This is a genomic window from Pseudarthrobacter sp. TAF60_1, from assembly GCF_052113505.1.
Taxonomy (GTDB): Bacteria; Actinomycetota; Actinomycetes; order Actinomycetales; family Micrococcaceae; genus Arthrobacter.
Window position 1 is genome coordinate 80,809 of sequence record NZ_JBFRDI010000009.1, and the last position, 16,995, is coordinate 97,803.

At 65.3% G+C, this 16,995-nt stretch carries 15 protein-coding genes; 4 read left to right on the top strand and 11 right to left on the bottom strand.

Going from position 1 to position 16,995, the window contains the following annotated elements:
- Positions 1-6 precede the first annotated feature (6 nt).
- Positions 7-1,191, bottom strand: coding sequence for a 1-deoxy-D-xylulose-5-phosphate reductoisomerase (dxr, locus tag AB4Y73_RS12165; protein WP_441871874.1), 1,185 nt, complete (start codon positions 1,189-1,191; stop codon positions 7-9).
- An 81-nt stretch (positions 1,192-1,272) separates the two neighbouring features.
- On the opposite strand from dxr, the gene AB4Y73_RS12170 reads away from it, so the two are divergent.
- Positions 1,273-2,739 (top strand): lipase maturation factor family protein, encoded by a 1,467-nt coding sequence (locus AB4Y73_RS12170; RefSeq protein ID WP_441871876.1) that lies wholly within the window; start codon positions 1,273-1,275, stop codon positions 2,737-2,739.
- Positions 2,740-2,804: 65 nt separating this feature from the next.
- Here AB4Y73_RS12170 and AB4Y73_RS12175 read toward each other — a convergent pair whose 3' ends face one another.
- From AB4Y73_RS12175 to AB4Y73_RS12205, 7 genes are all read right to left on the bottom strand, one after another.
- Complete coding sequence (locus AB4Y73_RS12175; RefSeq protein WP_441871878.1) at positions 2,805-3,659, bottom strand: HpcH/HpaI aldolase/citrate lyase family protein; 855 nt, start codon at positions 3,657-3,659, stop codon at positions 2,805-2,807.
- The gene (locus AB4Y73_RS12180) at positions 3,656-4,213 is read right to left on the bottom strand and encodes a MaoC family dehydratase (protein WP_441871880.1); all 558 of its coding nucleotides are present in this window, start codon (positions 4,211-4,213) and stop codon (positions 3,656-3,658) included. The genes AB4Y73_RS12175 and AB4Y73_RS12180 overlap by 4 nt, the downstream gene beginning before the upstream one ends.
- Positions 4,210-4,977 (bottom strand): CoA transferase subunit B, encoded by a 768-nt coding sequence (locus tag AB4Y73_RS12185; protein ID WP_441871882.1) that lies wholly within the window; start codon positions 4,975-4,977, stop codon positions 4,210-4,212. Before AB4Y73_RS12185 ends, AB4Y73_RS12180 begins: the two co-directional genes overlap by 4 nt.
- A gap of 2 nt (positions 4,978-4,979) precedes the next feature.
- Entirely contained in the window at positions 4,980-5,798 is an 819-nt protein-coding gene (locus AB4Y73_RS12190) for a CoA transferase subunit A (protein ID WP_441871884.1), read from the bottom strand.
- Between the two features lie 66 nt (positions 5,799-5,864).
- Entirely contained in the window at positions 5,865-7,040 is a 1,176-nt protein-coding gene (locus AB4Y73_RS12195; RefSeq protein WP_441871885.1) for an acyl-CoA dehydrogenase family protein, read from the bottom strand.
- A gap of 2 nt (positions 7,041-7,042) precedes the next feature.
- Positions 7,043-9,259: an acetyl/propionyl/methylcrotonyl-CoA carboxylase subunit alpha gene (locus AB4Y73_RS12200; protein WP_441871887.1), complete on the bottom strand. Its 2,217-nt coding sequence runs from the start codon at positions 9,257-9,259 to the stop codon at positions 7,043-7,045.
- Between the two features lie 7 nt (positions 9,260-9,266).
- Entirely contained in the window at positions 9,267-10,874 is a 1,608-nt protein-coding gene (locus AB4Y73_RS12205; RefSeq protein ID WP_441871889.1) for a carboxyl transferase domain-containing protein, read from the bottom strand.
- Between the two features lie 168 nt (positions 10,875-11,042).
- On the opposite strand from AB4Y73_RS12205, the gene AB4Y73_RS12210 reads away from it, so the two are divergent.
- Positions 11,043-11,729 (top strand): SACE_7040 family transcriptional regulator, encoded by a 687-nt coding sequence (locus tag AB4Y73_RS12210; protein WP_441871891.1) that lies wholly within the window; start codon positions 11,043-11,045, stop codon positions 11,727-11,729.
- 113 nt (positions 11,730-11,842) lie between these two features.
- On the opposite strand, the gene AB4Y73_RS12215 is transcribed toward AB4Y73_RS12210, so the two are convergent.
- The 3 genes from AB4Y73_RS12215 to pdhA are packed head-to-tail and all read right to left on the bottom strand — an operon-like array spanning position 11,843 to position 15,401.
- Positions 11,843-13,213, bottom strand: a complete 1,371-nt coding sequence (locus tag AB4Y73_RS12215) for a dihydrolipoamide acetyltransferase family protein (protein WP_441871893.1) — start codon at positions 13,211-13,213, stop codon at positions 11,843-11,845.
- Complete coding sequence (locus AB4Y73_RS12220; RefSeq protein WP_441871895.1) at positions 13,210-14,220, bottom strand: alpha-ketoacid dehydrogenase subunit beta; 1,011 nt, start codon at positions 14,218-14,220, stop codon at positions 13,210-13,212. The genes AB4Y73_RS12215 and AB4Y73_RS12220 overlap by 4 nt, the downstream gene beginning before the upstream one ends.
- Entirely contained in the window at positions 14,220-15,401 is a 1,182-nt protein-coding gene (gene pdhA / locus AB4Y73_RS12225) for a pyruvate dehydrogenase (acetyl-transferring) E1 component subunit alpha (protein ID WP_441871897.1), read from the bottom strand. Before pdhA ends, AB4Y73_RS12220 begins: the two co-directional genes overlap by 1 nt.
- A 195-nt stretch (positions 15,402-15,596) precedes the next feature.
- On the opposite strand from pdhA, the gene AB4Y73_RS12230 reads away from it, so the two are divergent.
- Positions 15,597-16,079 carry an Lrp/AsnC family transcriptional regulator gene (locus tag AB4Y73_RS12230; protein ID WP_441871899.1) on the top strand — a complete coding sequence of 161 codons (483 nt, stop codon included), beginning with the start codon at positions 15,597-15,599 and terminating at the stop codon, positions 16,077-16,079.
- Positions 16,080-16,235: 156 nt separating this feature from the next.
- Positions 16,236-16,916, top strand: a complete 681-nt coding sequence (locus AB4Y73_RS12235; RefSeq protein WP_441871901.1) for a hypothetical protein — start codon at positions 16,236-16,238, stop codon at positions 16,914-16,916.
- The last annotated feature ends 79 nt before the right edge of the window (positions 16,917-16,995 follow it).

Below are 16,995 nucleotides of genomic sequence, written 5' to 3' on the forward strand. Positions count from 1 at the left end.
TGCTTCCTAGAGACTGCTTACTGCCAAACGTTCGTGGGCTCGTGTTCGTGCCCATCCTTCAGCATCCAACACTGACTCAAGGGTCAGCTCCGAGGATCCTGAGTGTTCGCTGAGGACGGCGTCGATGGTGTCCACGACGTCGGTGAAGCGGATTCGTCCCGCGTGGAAAGCCAGGACTGCTTCTTCGTTGGCCGCGTTGAAGACGGCGGGGTACGTGCTCCCCTGCTTCGCGGCGTCCTTTGCCAGGCCAACAGCCGGGAACGCCACAGTGTCCAGGGGCTCGAAGGTCCAGCTGGTGGCCCGGGTCCAGTCACACGGGGACGCTGCCTTGGGCACGCGGTCCGGCCAGCCGAGCCCCAGGGCGATGGGCAGGCGCATGTCCGGTGGCGACGCCTGGGCGATGATGGACCCGTCATAGAACTGGACCATGGAATGGACCACTGACTGCGGGTGGACCACAACGTCTATCCGGTCTAGCGGCACGTCGAACAGCAGATGGGCTTCAATGAGCTCAAGTCCCTTGTTGACGAGGGTGGCTGAGTTGGTGGTGACCATCAGGCCCATGTCCCAGGTGGGGTGTGCCAGGGCCTCCTGCGGGGCAACATCGTGGAGCTGCTCCCGTGTGCGGCCGCGGAACGGGCCGCCGGATGCCGTCAGGATGAGTTTCTCCACTTCGGCTGCTGAGCCGGAGCGCAGGCACTGGGCGATGGCCGAGTGCTCTGAGTCCACCGGGACGATCTGGCCCTCCCGCGCCGCCGCCTTGACCAGCGCACCGCCCACGATCAGCGATTCCTTGTTGGCCAGAGCCAGCGTCGCCCCGGATTTCAGCGCGGCCAGCGTGGGGGCGAGGCCGATGGAACCGGTGATGCCGTTGAGCACCACATCTGCGTCCACCGCTGCGATGCGTGCCGAGGCATCGGGGCCGGCGATGATCTCCGGGCGGTAGTCCTGGCGTCCTGCGGCCCGGGCAGCCCCGGCGATCAGGTCCTGCAGCTGCCTGGGATCGCCGGATGCGATGCCGACGGCGGCAGCACCGGTGTGGACGGCCTGGCGGGCGAGGAGTTCCAGGTTCCCGCCTCCGGCACTGAGCGCCACGACTTCGAAAAGGTGCGGGGCGCCGTCGACGACGTCAATAGCCTGGGTGCCGATGGAACCAGTGGAGCCGAGGAGGACGATTCTGCGAGGCTGCATGGCTTAAGTATCCCGCACCCTGGTCCTTTCCTGATCTGCCGGACCTAGGAGCAGGGACAGGCCAGGCGTAACGTTGATGGCGTGGACTGGGTTTCCTGGTTCGACGCTCCGGACTACGAATTCGCTCGGCTGGTGCTGCAGCGAGGCATTGCAGCGCTGTACTTTGTGGCGTTCCTCTCCACCCTGAACCAGTTCCCGGCTCTGCTCGGTGAACACGGGCTGCTTCCCGTTCCCCGGTATCTGGAGGGGTTCAGCATCCGGCGGCGTCCCACCCTCTTCCGCTGGCGCTACTCGGACAGGCTGTTGCGCTGGGTCTGCACAGCCGGACTGGCCATCTCGGTGCTGCTGGTGGCCGGCCTCCCCCAGCTGGGCCCGCCGTGGGTGCCGCTGATCGCGTTCCTGGCCCTGTGGCTGCTCTACATGTCGATTTCGAACGTTGGCCAGACGTTCTACGGCTTCGGCTGGGAAATGCTGCTGCTGGAGGCCGGGTTCACGGTCGCGTTCCTCGGCTCGGACCAGACGGAACCGCCCCGGACCATCCTGATCCTGGTGGCCTGGCTGGTATTCCGCCTGGAGTTCGGTGCCGGCATGATCAAGATCCGCGGCGGCCGGGAATGGCGTGACCTGACAGCGCTGTACTACCACCATGAAACTCAGCCGATGCCCGGTCCGCTGAGCCGGCAGGCCCACCTGCTACCGAAGCCCTTCCACCGGTTGGAGGTGCTCGGAAATCATTTCGCCCAGCTGGTGGTCCCGTTTTTCCTCTTCGCCCCGCAGCCCCTGGGTTCCGCCGCGGCGGGCATCGTGATCTTCACCCAGCTGTGGCTGGTGGCCAGCGGCAACTTTGCCTGGCTGAATTGGATAGCCATTGTGCTGGCTTTCGCCGCCGTCAGCGACCCGGTGGCCCATGCCGTGCTGCCGGCCCTCCCCCTGGACTGGGCTGCCGGGGCGGGATCGCGCGGGAATCCCCCGTACTGGCTCGCACTTTTCCTCGCCGCGACCTTGCTGCTGGTGGTCCTGAGCTACTGGCCGCTACGTAACCTCGTCTCCAGGGGGCAGCTGATGAATGCCAGCTTCAACCGCTGGCAGCTCGTCAACACCTACGGCGCGTTCGGGACAGTGACCAAGCGCCGCATTGAGATCGTGGTCGAGGGCACCCTCGACGCGGAACCGGACGAGGCTGCGGAGTGGCGCGAGTACGGATTCAAAGGCAAGCCCGGCGACGTCCGGCGACTGCCGCGGCAATGGGCGCCCTACCACCTGCGGCTGGACTGGCTGATGTGGTTCCTGCCACTGCGAACGGTCCATGAGGAATGGTTTTATGCCTTCCTTGGCAAACTTCTCGAAGCTGACCGCCGGACGCTGCGGCTGCTTCGTGAGGATCCGTTCGACGGCGAACCGCCGCGTTGGGTGCGCGTCAACAGTTACCTGTACCGTTTCGCCACCCGGGCAGAGTTCCGGGCGACCGGGGAACGCTGGGTAAGGACGCTGTTGTATGAGGCCATTCCGCCGTTGTCGCTGCGCGGTTCCCACGGCCGGCGGCGCTAATTCACGACGGCGGCGCTAATTCCGCCCGGCAGTGTTCAGGCCGGCAGTGTTCAGGCCCGCAGGGTTCAGGTGCCAGCCACCCGGGCGTGCGCTCCGGCCCTGCGGAGTGTGGCTTCGGCGTGCTTGAGGATGGGGCCGTCGATCATTTTGCCGTTGTGCTTAAAGACCCCGGTCCCGGCCGCAGCGGCTGCCCCCAGCAGTTCCTGGGCAGCTTCGACGTCGGCGTCGGAAGGGGCGTAGGCGCCACGGACCACGTTGGCCTGCGTGGGGTGGATGCACGCCTTGGAGCTGAACCCTGAGGCCACGGCATCGGCGGCCTCCACGGCGAGCCCGTCGAAGTCGGGGATGTTGACGTAGACAGCGTCCACGGCTTCCTTCCCGAACGCCCGGGCGGCGATGAGTACCGCGGACCGGGCATGCAGGGCCACGGCGCGGTAGCCGCCGTCGTCCGTTCTGCTCGAGGTCCCGCCCAAGGACGCGAGGAGGTCCTCGGCACCCCACATCAGGGCCACTACGTTGGGGGCCGCCGCAATGGCAGGTGCGTTCAGGATTCCGGCGGCCGTTTCGCACAGCGCAATGACGTGGAAGTCCTTCAGTGCCTCCAGCTGTTCGGCGCTCTCCGCTTTGGCAAGCATGACCGTTCGGTAGGGCGTGTGCGCCAGGCAGTGCAGGTCCTTGCCGAACTCCTCCGTGCCCGCCGGGTTGATTCGCACGATGGTCCGGCTGGGGTCCAGCTCCGGTCCTTCGCCGGCCGCACCGAGCTGGGCGAGGATGGCGCCGCGGGCCCGCTGCTTGTCAGCGGGGGCCACCGCATCTTCGAGGTCCAGGATGACGGCGTCAGCACGTTCGGCCGCCTTTTGGTAACGCTCCGGACGGTCGGCAGGGCAAAACAGCAGGGCGGGTCCCATCACGAATGTCATAGGGACATTGTCCCCTTTTCGGCGCCGTGTACGCTCCCCTGTCCCCTCCCCTGTTGAACTTCCGTGGCGAGCCCGGCGTGTGCCGCTCGGGTCCACATCAGGCAGCTCCGGGTGGCCAGGGCCACCACAGTGCCGTCCTGGTTCCTGCCGGTGTGCTGCATGGTCACAACTCCTTGGCCGGGCCGTGACTTCGAAAGCCGCTTCTCCGTGATGACGGTCTCCGTATAAAGCGTGTCCCCGTGGTACAGCGGATGCGGAAAGGACACATCCGTCAGCCCAAGCTGGGCGATGATGGTGCCCTGGGTCAGCTGCGACACCGACTGTCCCACCACCGTGGACAGCGTGAACATGGAGTTGACCAGGCGCTGGCCAAAGGGCTGGGCGGCGCTCCAGGCGGCGTCCAGGTGCAGGGCCTGCGTGTTCATGGTGAGCGTGGTGAACAGGACGTTGTCCGCCTCTGTCACGGTGCGTCCGGGCCGGTGCGCGTAAACAACGTCCAGCTCCAGCTCGTCGAAGTACAGGCCCCGCTGTTCAATAACGCGGGGGCTTGTCATACGGTGAGCTCCTGGTCCTCTTCGAAGAGCTCGGCGCCGGTGGCCGCCGCGACCTCCTCGACGGACACGTTGGGTGCCAGTTCACGCAGCACCAGCCGGGACCGTCCGCCGTCGGTGACAACGTCGATCACCGCGAGGTCGGTGATGATCCGGTCCACGCAGGCTTTGCCCGTCAGCGGCAGGGTGCACTGTTCCACGATCTTGGGGCGGCCGTTGCGGTCAACGTGTTCCATCATCACGATCACCTTCTTGGCGCCGAACACGAGGTCCATGGCCCCGCCCATGCCCTTGACCATCTTGCCGGGGATCATCCAGTTGGCCAGGTCGCCGTTTTGCGCCACTTCCATGGCGCCCAGCACGGCCACGTCCACGTGACCGCCGCGGATCATGCCGAATGATGCAGCGGAGTCGAAGAATGCGGCGCCCTTATTGACGGTGACGGTTTCCTTGCCGGCGTTGATCAGGTCCGGGTCCACGGCGTCCTCGGCCGGGTACGGTCCGACGCCCAAGATACCGTTCTCCGAGTGCAGCACCACTTCAATCCCGGCCGGGATGTAGTTGGGAATCAGCGTGGGCATGCCGATGCCCAGGTTGACGTACTGCCCGTTGTGCAGCTCACGGGCAACCCTGGCGGCGAGCTCGTTGCGGGTCCAGCCCTTGGCGTCCTGGTTGGTGTCGCCGGAATGCCCGACGGCGGCACGCCGGTATTCGGGCCGGACGGCTTCCGGGCGGGGAGGCGCTCCCTGCGGGCTGTTGGACTCCATGGCTACGCTCCTGCCTGCTGGGTTGCTGGTGACGGGCCGGGTTCAGCGCCGCCCGCCGGGTCCGGGCTCGCTGCCAGGGACACGGTCCGCTTTTCGATGCGTTTTTCCCCGTCTGATGCAACCACCACCCGCTGGACAAAGATGCCAGGCACATGGACGTGCTCAGGATCCAGCTCGCCCGGTTCCACCAGCTCCTCCACCTCGGCAATGGTGATCCTGCCGGCCATGGCACAAAGCGGGTTGAAATTCATGGCAGTGGCGTGGAAAACCAGGTTGCCGTGGCGGTCACCCTTCCAGGCGTGCACCAGGCCGAAATCGGGCGTCAGGGACTCTTCCAGCACGTAGTCAACCCCGTTGAAGGTGCGGACTTCCTTAGGGGCAGATGCGATCGCAACTCCGCCGTCGGCGTCGTACTTTTGCGGAAGGCCGCCCTCAGACACCTGGGTGCCCACGCCCGCTTTTGTGTAGAAGGCCGGGATGCCGGCGCCGCCGGCGCGGAGCTTCTCGGCCAGGGTGCCCTGCGGGGTCAGCACCACTTCCAACTCGCCGGAAAGATATTGGCGTGCGAACTCCTTGTTTTCGCCAACATAGGAACTGACAGTCCGGCGGATCCTGCCGTCATGCAGCAGAACACCGAGTCCCCAGTCGTCCACGCCGCAGTTGTTGCTCACGGTCTCCAGGTCTTTGGTTCCACTCCGGTGCAGGGCATCAATCAGGGCCACGGGGATCCCGCACAGGCCAAAGCCGCCAACCGCGAGCGAGGCGCCATCAGGGATGTCAGCTACGGCTTCCTCGGCGCTGGCAACAACCTTGTTGATCATCGTTGGTCCTTTCAAGGGTCTGGACAGGCTCGACCACCGGGTGGCGTTCCCGAACCAGCTGGCTTGTTACAGTCCGAGTTCGCGGGCTATCAGCATCAGCTGGACCTCCGTGGTGCCCTCCCCCACCTCCAGGATTTTGGAGTCGCGGTAGTGGCGTGCCACGGTGAATTCGTTGATGAAGCCATAGCCGCCGAACACCTGGGTGGCGTCCCGCGCGTTGTCCATGGCTGCCTCACCTGCGACCATCTTAGCGATGGCCGCCTGCGTCTTGAACGGCTTGCCGGCCAGCATTCTGGCCGCGGCGTCGTAGTACGCCAGCCGGGCGGTGTGGGCCCGGGCATGCATGCGGGCGATCTTGAACGCGACGGCCTGGTGCTTGCCGATGTTTTGCCCGAACGCGCTTCGTTCCTTCGCGTATTTCACGGACAGGTCCACGCAGCCCTGGGCCGCTCCCGTCCCCAACGCGGCGATGGCGATCCGGCCCTCGTCCAGGATGGACAGGAAGTTCGCGTAACCGCGGCCTTCCTCACCGAGCAGGTTCTCCTCCGGCACGCGGACATCCTTGAGCGTGAGCGGATGCGTGTCCGAGGCGTTCCAGCCCACTTTGTTATACGCCTTTTCGGCTTTGAAACCCGCGGTGTCGGTGGGCACCAGGATGGTCGAGATCTCTTTTTTAACGCTGCCGTCCTTACGCTCCGTCTGGCCGGTGACTGCGGTGACGGTGACCAGGCGGGTGATGTCCGTGCCCGAGTTCGTAATGAATTCCTTGTTGCCATTAATCACCCAGCTGGTCTTGTCCCCGACGCTCTCACGCCGGGCGTGGGTCTTGGTGCCGCCCGCGTCCGAACCGGCTTCCGGCTCGGTGAGGCCGAAGCCCGCGAGCGCCTGGCCCGAGGCCAGCATGGGCAGCCACTCCTCTTTCTGCGCTTCGGTTCCGAAGCGGTAGACGGGCATGGCGCCCAGCGAGACTCCGGCTTCCAGCGTGATGGCCACGGACTGGTCCACGCGGCCCAACTGTTCAAGAGCGAGGGCGAGGGCAAAGTAGTCACCGCCCATGCCGCCGTATTCTTCCGGGAACGGCAGCCCGAACAGGCCCATGTCCGCCATCTGCTTCACGATTTCATAGGGGAAGCTGTGTTCCTCATCGTGCTTGGCCGAGACCGGCGCCACCACGTTGTCCGCGAAGTCGCGGACGGTGTCGCTGAGGTCCTGGTATTCCTCGCTGAGTTCAAAATCCGGCATGGCTAGGCTCCCTCGCCTGTGTTGTCTGGGTCATTGAGTGGGTTGGTCACGGAGTCCGCGAGTGAACCCGCGTCCGCCGCGTGGATGGTGGCCAGCACCTGGTCCGCCTTCACCAGGTCGCCGGCCTTGACGGTGGTGTGCACGGTGCCGGCCACCTCGGCCACCAGTTGATGCTCCATTTTCATGGCTTCCACGGAGAGGAGCACCTGGCCGGCCTCCACGGTCTGACCGTTGCTGACGGCGACGGATACCACCGTTCCCGGCATGGGCGAACGGACCTCCGGGTCGGCAACACCTTCCTCGCGCTCGATGGCGGCAACTACGCGGGCAAGCCGTGATTCCCGGGTCAGTACTTCCAGCCGGCAGGACCACCCGCCGTTGCCCACGTAGACGGTCTGCGAATTGCCCTTGGGCGCGTGGTCCTCCCAGGAACTGCCCAGCGCGTACCGGACTTCCGCACCGTCGATTTCCAGGTAGACGTTGTCACTGGACAAGCCGATCACAATGACGTTGCGGACGGGACCGTCATTGACGCTGGCAAGCGCGTGGCCCAGATCAAGGTTGCTCAGCCAGGTGAGGGCCACGGTGGCAATCCCGCCGCCGGGAACGCCGAAGCTCATCCGCCAGGGCGCCGGCGTGCCGAGACGCCATCCCCGAGTGGCGTCCCAGGGGGAACCCACAGTGGACGGCCCTTCAGCCAAAACCCAGAACTGCAGGGCCGCGGCGATGAGCTCGGCATCGCCGAGGCGCCGGAAGGTGAAGTCCCGCATTTTGCGCTCGATCAGGCCGGTGTCCAGCCGGCCGGCGCGGACGTCGGCGTCGTTGATCAGCAAACGCAGGTATTCGACGTTGGTATCGATGCCCAGCGCCGTGTAGCGCGAAAGTGCCGTGTCCAGCTTGTCCAGCGCCGCACCACGGTCCCGGCCCCAGGCAACCACCTTGGACACCATGGGGTCGTAGTCACTGGAAATTTCGAGACCCTCAACTAGCGAGGAATCAATGCGGATGTCCGGATCGGCGGACGCCGGGGTGAAGGGATCAAGGCCGTCCATGGCAGTGAAGATTGCGCCCCGCTCGTCCAGCAGCACAACTTCGCCGGCCGACGGCAGGAAGTTGCGTTCCGGGATTTCCGCATAGACGCGGGCCTCGACGGCGTGCCCGTTAAGTTCGACGTCGGACTGGCGGACGGTGAGTTCCTCGCCGGCGGCGATCCGCACCTGCCATTCGACCAGGTCAATGCCCGTAACCATTTCGGTGACGGGGTGCTCAACCTGCAGGCGGGTGTTCATCTCCATAAAGAAGAACTCGTCCGGGGCCTCGTCCGAGACCAGGAATTCCACGGTGCCAGCCCCGCTGTAGTGGACGCTGCGCGCCGCCTGGCAGGCAGCTTCGCCGATCCGCGCCCGGGTGGCACCGTCGTCGTTCAGCCCATCGAGCAGCGGCGACGGGGCTTCCTCGATCACCTTCTGGTGGCGGCGCTGCAGTGAGCACTCGCGCTCTCCCAGGTGGATGACGTTTCCGTGGTTGTCGGCGAGGACCTGGACCTCGATGTGCCGCGGCGTATGCACCAGCCGTTCCAGGAAAAGGGTGTCGTCACCGAAGGCACTGGCGGCAACCCGGCGGGCAGTGGCCAGCGTGGCCTCGAGGTCCTCGCGGCGTTCCACGATGTGCATGCCCTTCCCCCCGCCGCCGGCGGAGGGTTTGATCAGCAGCGGGAAGCCGACGCCATCCGCGGCCGCCATTAGCTGCGCGTCCGTCATGCCCGGCTCGGCAATGCCCGGCACCACGGGAACGCCGTAGCCCGCCACGTGGTTCTTGGACCGGATCTTGTCACCCATCACATTCAGGGACTCCACGCCGGGGCCGATGAAGGTGATGCCGGCCTTTTCCAGGGCGCGGGCAAAATCCACGTTCTCACTCAGGAAGCCGTAGCCGGGGTGGACGGCGTCCGCGCCGGTATCGCGGCAAGCCTGGATGATGGCCTCGATTTTCAGGTAACTCTCCGCGGCGGCGGCCGGGCCGATGCGCACGGCAGCGTCGGCTTCACGCACGTGCCGGGCGCCGGCGTCGGCATCGCTGTAGACAGCCACCGAACGGATGCCGAGGGCGCGAAGGGTGCGGATCACGCGGCAGGCGATCTCCCCGCGGTTGGCCACGAGGACGGTGCTGAACAGCGGTGGCATCTGTGTTGCCTTGTCCCGCGGGGGTGCTTCGGTCATTGGTCGCTCACATCCGGAAGAGGCCGAAGGAAGTCTCCGGCAGCGGGGTGCGGGAGACGACGTCGAGCGCCAGTCCCAGGACGGTGCGGGTGTCCGCGGGATCGATCACGCCGTCGTCCCAGAGACGGGCGGTGGAGTAGTACGGGCTGCCCTGGTCCTCATACTGCTGCCTGATCGGTGCTTTGAAAGTTTCCTCGTCAGCGGCTGACCACTCCTCACCCCGGGCCTCGTACTGGTCCCGTTTAACAGTGGCCAGGACGCTGGAGGCCTGGTTTCCGCCCATCACCGAGATCCTGGACGCCGGCCACATCCAGAGGAAACGCGGCGAGTAGGCCCGGCCGCACATGGAGTAATTGCCTGCCCCGAAGGACCCGCCAATCACCACGGTCAGCTTGGGCACGCGGGCCGTGGCCACCGCGGTGACCATTTTGGCCCCGTTCTTCGCGATGCCGCCCTGTTCGGAATCCTTGCCCACCATGAACCCGGAGATGTTCTGCAGGAAGATCAACGGGATGCCGCGCTGGTCGCACAGTTCGATGAAGTGCGCCCCCTTGAGCGAGGATTCGCTGAACAGGACGCCGTTGTTGGCCACGATCCCCACCGGGTGGCCGTGGAGCCTGGCGAAGCCGGTGACCAGCGTGGTGCCGTACTCCCGCTTGAACTCGTGGAACTTGCTGCCGTCCACCAGCCTGGCAATCACCTCACGCACGTCATACTGCGCGTTGACATCCGTAGGCACCGCACCATAGAGCTCGCCTGGATCCGCTACAGGCTCGACGACGTCGTCCACCTGCCACACGGGGGCAGCCGGCCTGGGGAGCGTCGCCACGATGTCGCGGATGATCTGCAGGGCGTGTTCATCGTTCTCCGCGAGGTGGTCCGTGACCCCGGAAATCCGCGAGTGCACGTCGCCGCCGCCGAGTTCCTCCGCGGTAACAATCTCGCCGATGGCGGCCTTCACCAGCGGCGGGCCACCCAGGAAGATAGTGCCCTGGTTCCGGACTATGACCGTCTCGTCGCTCATGGCCGGTACGTAGGCGCCGCCGGCAGTGCAGGAACCCATGACGGAGGCAATCTGCGGGATCTTCGCCGCGGAGAGCCTGGCCTGGTTATAGAAGATCCGGCCGAAATGGTCCTTGTCCGGGAACACCTCGTCCTGCTTGGGCAGGAAGGCTCCCCCGGAGTCCACGAGGTAGATACATGGCAGCCTGTTCTCCAGTGCGACTTCCTGCGCGCGGAGGTGCTTCTTGACGGTCATCGGGTAATACGTGCCGCCCTTGACGGTGGCGTCGTTGGAAATCACCAGCACGTGCCGGCCATGCACCAACCCGATGCCGGCGATGACCCCCGCGCCCGGCGATTCATCGTTATACATGCCATTGGCAGCGAGCGGAGCAATTTCCAGGAAGGGGCTGCCATCGTCAAGCAGCCGGTCGATGCGTTCGCGGGGCAGGAGCTTTCCGCGGGCCACGTGCCGCTCCCGGGACTGCGCCGGGCCACCCAGGGCGACTTCGGCCAGCCTGGCGCGCAGTTCACCGGCAAGGGTGAGCTGCGCTGTCCTGTTGGCCGCAAACGCATCACTTGCGGCGTCAAGCCGGCTGGTGAGGGTCTCCATCGACGCAGTCCGATCCGTTCTGTGAGAGCTGCTGCTGGAAGTCCCCCTGCGGAGCCGCGAGCACGAACTCGGTTAGTATTCTGTAACTGAGATTTAGGTTAGTCTTTATTAACTGTGATGTCCAACACATGGATGCGCTGCTAAAATCTGCAGGTCCGAGGAGGAAACGTGCCCGTCAGCCGACCTGCGCAGCCATCGAAACCGGCGCCCCAAGACCGGCCCGATGCAGCGGATTCCGCACCTGTCCCCGGGACCCAGCGCAGCCACGCCAAGGAGATTCGGCGCCAGGCCTTGCTGAATGCTGCCGCAATGCTCTTTGCGGCAGACGGCTTCAACCGCGTGTCCCTTGAGGACCTGGGAGCGGCCGCCGGCGTCAGCGGCCCGGCGGTGTATCGCCATTTCCCTGGCAAGCAGGCGGTTTTGGCTGACCTGCTGCTGACGGTAAGCCGGGAACTTCTGGAAGGTGGCCGCCGCGTGGCTGCAGACACGAGTGATCCCCTGGAGGCACTTCGTCGGCTAGTCAGGTTCCAGGTGGATTTTGCCCTGGGCAAGCCGGATGTGATCCGCGTCCAGGACAGGGACTTCAGCAATCTCTCGCCCGAGGACCAGTCGGAGGTCAGGGCCCTGCAGCGGAGCTACGTGGAAGTCTGGGTGGAAGTCCTCGCCCAGCTCCACCCCCGCGTTGACGCTGCCGAACTGCGAATGCGGGCGCATGCCACCTTCGGACTGATCAACTCGACTCCGCACTCGGTGCGCAGCCATGGCCGCAAGGTGGCTGCCCGGACTGCCCGTCCGCTGCTGGAGAGCATGGCGCTGGCGGCGCTGACGGCGGACCTCACCCGCGCTTCCCCCTGACGGGCTTCCCATGGCACGCCGTCCCCACACGCCGTCCCAAAGAGCAAGGCGGGGTCACTTGATGCCCATCCGGGGCTGTTTATTGGGCGCGAAGTGACCCCGCGTTGCTTTGTCTAGACCATCGTCAGCACCATGCCCGGGTCCGCCAGGATGGCGCCGACGTCGGCAAGGAACCGCGAGCCCTGCTCTCCGTCCACCAAGCGGTGGTCGAAGGACAGGCTCAACGTCATGACTTGGCGCAGAGCCACTTCGTCCTGGAATTCCCACGGCATCTTCCGGACCGCGCCCACGGCCAGGATGGCCGCCTCGCCCGGGTTCAGGATGGGGGTGCCGGCGTCGATCCCAAAGACGCCGATGTTGGTGATGGAGATGGTCCCGTCAGCCAGCTCGGCCGGAGCGGTCTTGCCGGCCCGGGCTGTTTCCGTCAGATCCGTGAGGGCTTCGGAAAGTTCCAGCAGCGACAGGGTGTCCGCGTCCTTGATGTTCGGAACGGTGAGCCCCCGGGGCGTCGCTGCGGCAATGCCGAGGTTCACGTAATTGAACTGCACAATTTCCTGGTTGGCCTCGTCCCAGCGCGAGTTCAGCGACGGGTTCCGCCGGAGCGCGACCAGCACTGCCTTGGCCACCAGGGTCAGCGGAGTCAGCTTGTGGTCCGCAAAAGCCCGGCTTGTTTTCAGCTTGGCGAGCAAGTCCATGGTGGGAGTGACATCCACCGTGAGGAACTCCGTGGCATGCGGGGCGGTGAACGCGCTTGCCACCATCGCGGCTGCCGTGAACTTCCGGACACCCTTGATGGGAGTGCGGACTTCCCGCCCGCCCTGCCCAGCGGCCCGGTCAGACGGGGCAGCGGCGTCGGCCACGGCCGACAGATGACGCGCCGCCACCGGAACATCACCACCGCCAACGAAGTTCCGGACGTCGTCCCGCGTGATCAGGCCATGGACTCCGGTGCCCGGGACAGCGGCCAGCTCGACACCCAGGTCCTTGGCCAGCTTCCGTACAGGCGGCGTGGAGCGCGGCCGTTCAAAGGACTGGGTTTCGGCCGGCTCAACCACCGGGGCACCAACAGGTTTAGTTTGGCCAGGCTCAACCGGCGGGGCAGCGAAGTTGCGCTGCCGGCGCGCCGGACGGCCCGAACTTTCGACGACGGCGCCGTACCCCACGAGGTTGGGTTGCCGCTTGGGGGTCTCCGCCTCGGCCGGGGTGGCCACGGCAGGTGACGCGCCGGCGTCGTCCGGTACTTCAAACGAGACGATCGGCTTACCGACTTCCACCACAGTGCCCGGCTGCTCGTGTAGCGCCGTGATGACGCCGGCAAAAGGAGACGGCAACTCCACCACGGCCTTGGCCGTTTCAACCTCGGCAATCACCTGGTTCAGGCTCACGGTGTCCCCCACGCCGACTTTCCAGCTGACGATTTCGGACTCCGTGAGGCCTTCGCCCAGGTCCGGGAGCCTGAATTCCTTGATCATGGTGGCGCTCATCCTTCCAGCCCGCTGAGTGAGTTCGGCCGCCCCAGGGCACGGTCCACGCCGTCCAGGATCCTGTCCAGTCCGGGCAGGTGATGCATTTCCACCTTGGAGTACGGGTAGGGAACATCGAACCCGGTGACGCGGACAGGTGCTGCTTCAAGATGATAGAAGCACCGTTCGGTGATGCTGGCGGCTACCTCTGCTCCAACGCCTCCGGACTGGCCGGCCTCATGGGTGATCACCAGCCGGCCCGTCTTTCGCACGGACGCTTCCACGGTGGCGTAATCCGCCGGCGCCAGCGAGCGCAGGTCGATGACCTCGATGGAGATCCCTTCGTCGGCGGCCGCGGTGGCGGCATCCCGGGCAGTCTTCACCAGCGGTCCGTACGCCACAAGCGTCACATCGGTGCCTTCGGTCAGCACCCGAGCAGAATCCATCGGCAGCGCATTCGGCAGGTCCAGGCCCTCATCCACTTCGCCTTTGTCGTGGTAGCGGCGCTTGGGTTCGAAGAACAGGACTGGGTCGTCAGACCGGATGGCCTGCTGAATCACGGTGTAGGCGTCCTGCGGATTCGAGACCGTTACCACCCTGAGCCCGGACGTGTGGGTGAAGTACGCCTCGGGCGACTCGGAGTGATGTTCGGGCGATCCGATGCCGCCGCCAAAGGGGACGCGGATGGTGATGGGCATCTTCACCGCACCCATGGTGCGGTAGTGCATCTTGGCTACCTGGCTGACGATCTGGTCGAAGGCGGGATAGATGAAACCGTCGAACTGGATTTCCACGACTGGCCGGTAGCCGCGGTAGGCGAGGCCGACGGCGGTACCTACGATGGCGGATTCAGCCAGCGGCGTGTCCACTACGCGATGAGTGCCGAAGTCCTTCTGCAGACCGTCCGTCACGCGGAAGACACCGCCGAGGGTGCCAATGTCCTCGCCCATGAGGACCACCTTGGGATCGTTTTCGAGTGATTTGCGCAGGCCGGAATTGATGGCACGGGCAAAGGTCATCTGGGTCATCAGCGTGCACCTTCCTGTGAAGTGGCTTCTGCGGGGTCGCCGAAAGAAGCAAGGTAACGGGCATAGTGGTCCTGCTGCCGGTCAAGCCATGAGTTGGGTGAGCTGTACACGTGCTTGAAGACGTCGAGCGGCTCCGGTTCGGGCATGCCGATGCAGCCTGCACGCAGTTCGCGGGCCACTTCATCCGCTTTGTCCCTGACATGCTGCTGGAACTGGTCCGTGAGCAGGCCCTTCCGGTCCAGGAGGACTTTGACCCGCTCGATGGGGTCCTTGGCGGCCCAGTCTTCGAGTTCGTTGGCGTCGCGGTAGCGGGTGGGATCATCTGCGGTGGTGTGCGGCCCCATGCGGTAGGTAACGGCTTCGATAAACGTGGGTCCGCCGCCATGGCGGGCACGGTCCACGGCCACCCGTGTGGCCGCCATTACGGCCAGGACGTCGTTGCCGTCCACCCGGAGGCTCGGTATTCCAAATCCGGCAGCCCTGTCGGCGAGCTGCAGGTGGGACTGCAGCCGCACCGGTTCCGAGATGGCCCAGTGGTTGTTGGAACAGAAGAAGACCACCGGCACCTGGAAGCTGGCGGCAAAGACCATGGCCTCATTGACGTCGCCTTCACTCGTGGCACCGTCGCCGAAGTAGGTTACCGCCACCGAGTCGGCGCCGTCGTTCTGGATCCCCATGGCGTACCCGGTGGCATGCAGGGTCTGTGCACCGATGATGATCTGGGGTGTGGCCATGTTGACGGTGTAGGGATCCCAGCCGCAGGCGGCGTTTCCGCGCCAAACCCGCAAAATGTCCGTCAGGCCCACACCGCGGCAGTAGGCCACACCGTTTTCCCGGTAGCTGGAGAAGATGAAATCGTCCTGCCGCAGGGCCCTGGCCGACCCCACCTGCGCAGCTTCCTGGCCCAGCAACGGCGGCCAAAGACCGAGCTCCCCCTGGCGCTGGAGCGCCGTTGCCTCGACGTCAATACGCCGGATGACCGTCAGGTCTTCAAAGAGGGAGCACAGCTGTTCATCCCCGATGTCTTTGACCCAGGGATCGAATTCCGGGTGGCTGACGCGCTCCCCCTGCGGAGTGATCAGTTGAATCAGGTTCCTGCCGGATTCCCCATGGTTTGCTGTCTTGCCGGCGGGAGCACCCGCCGCCATTGTCCCGCCCTGGCCCGTTTCGTCTGTAGACACGATGGCACGCAACCTTCTCACGTTGTTTGACCGGAGCTTGGAGACTTGTGATCCCGCCTGCCGCCGGCCGCCCGGGCGCCGTTGCCCCGGATAATTGTGACCCTACTCACAATGCTCAATGGGTACAACTACCGTTGAAAATACTGAGCATAATGCCCTGTGGAGGCGAGCCTCACCGTGCTAATGTTGCGCACTATGCACCCTTTGGATGGCACCGATACCCGGCTGCTCTCGGCCTTGGCCGGTGATCCGCGGCGCACGGTGGTGGCGCTGGCCCAGAAACTGGGGCTGTCCCGGAACACCGTCCAGGCGCGTATGGCCCAACTGGAGAAAAAACACGCCTTCCTGTCCTTCGAACGCCGGATCAACCCGGTCTCGCTGGGCTACCCCCTGATGGCCTTCATCTCGGTCCACGTCCAGCAGCAGAAGCTGGGGCAGCTGGCACACGACCTGGCCGGCATCCCGGAAATACTCGAAGGATATGGGCTGACCGGCTCAGCCGACCTTCTCCTCCGTGTGGTGGCCCTTGACGCCGAAGACCTCTTCCGGATCAACGGAAAGATCCTGGCATGCGACGGCGTAGACCGCACCGACACTGCCCTGGCCATGGGCGAACTCATTCCCTTCCGCATCCAGCCACTGCTGGACCGGGGATCCGGCAGCGACCAGGACAGCTAGCGCGCCCGAAACCCGATCCAAAATTGTGTTTCCGCGATACTTGGCCGACGCCCGCGCCGCGGACGGGGCTATAGGCTGTTCACAGGTAGATCCGTGGGTACCGCCCAGCGGCCCCCAGTAAAAGGCAGTGCCACCGCGTTGCCGGAAAGGCTCGATGTGAGCAACCCTCAGGAACCGCACCAGCAGGCGCCTTGGCCCCAACAGCCTCCGCAACAGCCGGTGGCCGGTCAGCCTGGCACCTCGGAACAGCCTGGCGCCCCTGGTCAATATCCGGCGCCGGGACAGTACGCAGCAGCCGGGCAGTACGCGGCAGCAGGACAGTACGGCGCCCCCGGACCCTACGGCACTCCCGGGCAAGCATCCGCCGACGGACCGTTCGGGCTTCCCGGTCAGCGGCCCCCGGCGCGTGGCCGCCGGCGGTTGTGGACCATCCTGGGAGTGGTGGGCGGCGTCCTGCTGCTGGTCATCCTCGGTGTGGTGATCCTGGCCAATGTTGTTGCCGGACCCACCAACCATGCGAGGAGCCTCGCGGACGACTTCACCAAACTCGTGATCGCCGGCGACACATCCACAGCCTACGACAAGTATCTGGACCCTGCCCTCCAGAAGCAGGTCTCCAAGGAAACGTTCATTGCGGGCATCAAGACGCTGGAGATGGACGACTCCTGCAAGCCCACCTACAACGACGTCAAGGCCCGCACGGAGAACGGCACGAAGTCAGCCGATGTGGTGGGGCTAATCGCGTGCAATGACGGGAAGAACATCGACATGGTCTACCGCTTCGAGGGCACCGACGAACTCAAGATCATCAACATCAAGATCAAGCCCAAGGCATAAGGCTCCAGGCACAGGAAAGCCCGCAGCCCCGGAAGGGGCTGCGGGCTTTTTCAAACGGACGACGGCGGCTTCCGGGCCG

Coding starts and splice junctions, on each gene's coding strand:
- dxr (WP_441871874.1), bottom strand. CDS start 1,191: ATGCAGCCTCGCAGAATCGTCCTCCTCGGCTCCACTGGTTCCATCGGC.
- AB4Y73_RS12175 (WP_441871878.1), bottom strand. CDS start 3,659: ATGACATTCGTGATGGGACCCGCCCTGCTGTTTTGCCCTGCCGACCGT.
- AB4Y73_RS12180 (WP_441871880.1), bottom strand. CDS start 4,213: ATGACAAGCCCCCGCGTTATTGAACAGCGGGGCCTGTACTTCGACGAG.
- AB4Y73_RS12185 (WP_441871882.1), bottom strand. CDS start 4,977: ATGGAGTCCAACAGCCCGCAGGGAGCGCCTCCCCGCCCGGAAGCCGTC.
- AB4Y73_RS12190 (WP_441871884.1), bottom strand. CDS start 5,798: ATGATCAACAAGGTTGTTGCCAGCGCCGAGGAAGCCGTAGCTGACATC.
- AB4Y73_RS12195 (WP_441871885.1), bottom strand. CDS start 7,040: ATGCCGGATTTTGAACTCAGCGAGGAATACCAGGACCTCAGCGACACC.
- AB4Y73_RS12200 (WP_441871887.1), bottom strand. CDS start 9,259: ATGACCGAAGCACCCCCGCGGGACAAGGCAACACAGATGCCACCGCTG.
- AB4Y73_RS12205 (WP_441871889.1), bottom strand. CDS start 10,874: ATGGAGACCCTCACCAGCCGGCTTGACGCCGCAAGTGATGCGTTTGCG.
- AB4Y73_RS12215 (WP_441871893.1), bottom strand. CDS start 13,213: ATGAGCGCCACCATGATCAAGGAATTCAGGCTCCCGGACCTGGGCGAA.
- AB4Y73_RS12220 (WP_441871895.1), bottom strand. CDS start 14,220: ATGACCCAGATGACCTTTGCCCGTGCCATCAATTCCGGCCTGCGCAAA.
- AB4Y73_RS12230 (WP_441871899.1), top strand. CDS start 15,597: ATGCACCCTTTGGATGGCACCGATACCCGGCTGCTCTCGGCCTTGGCC.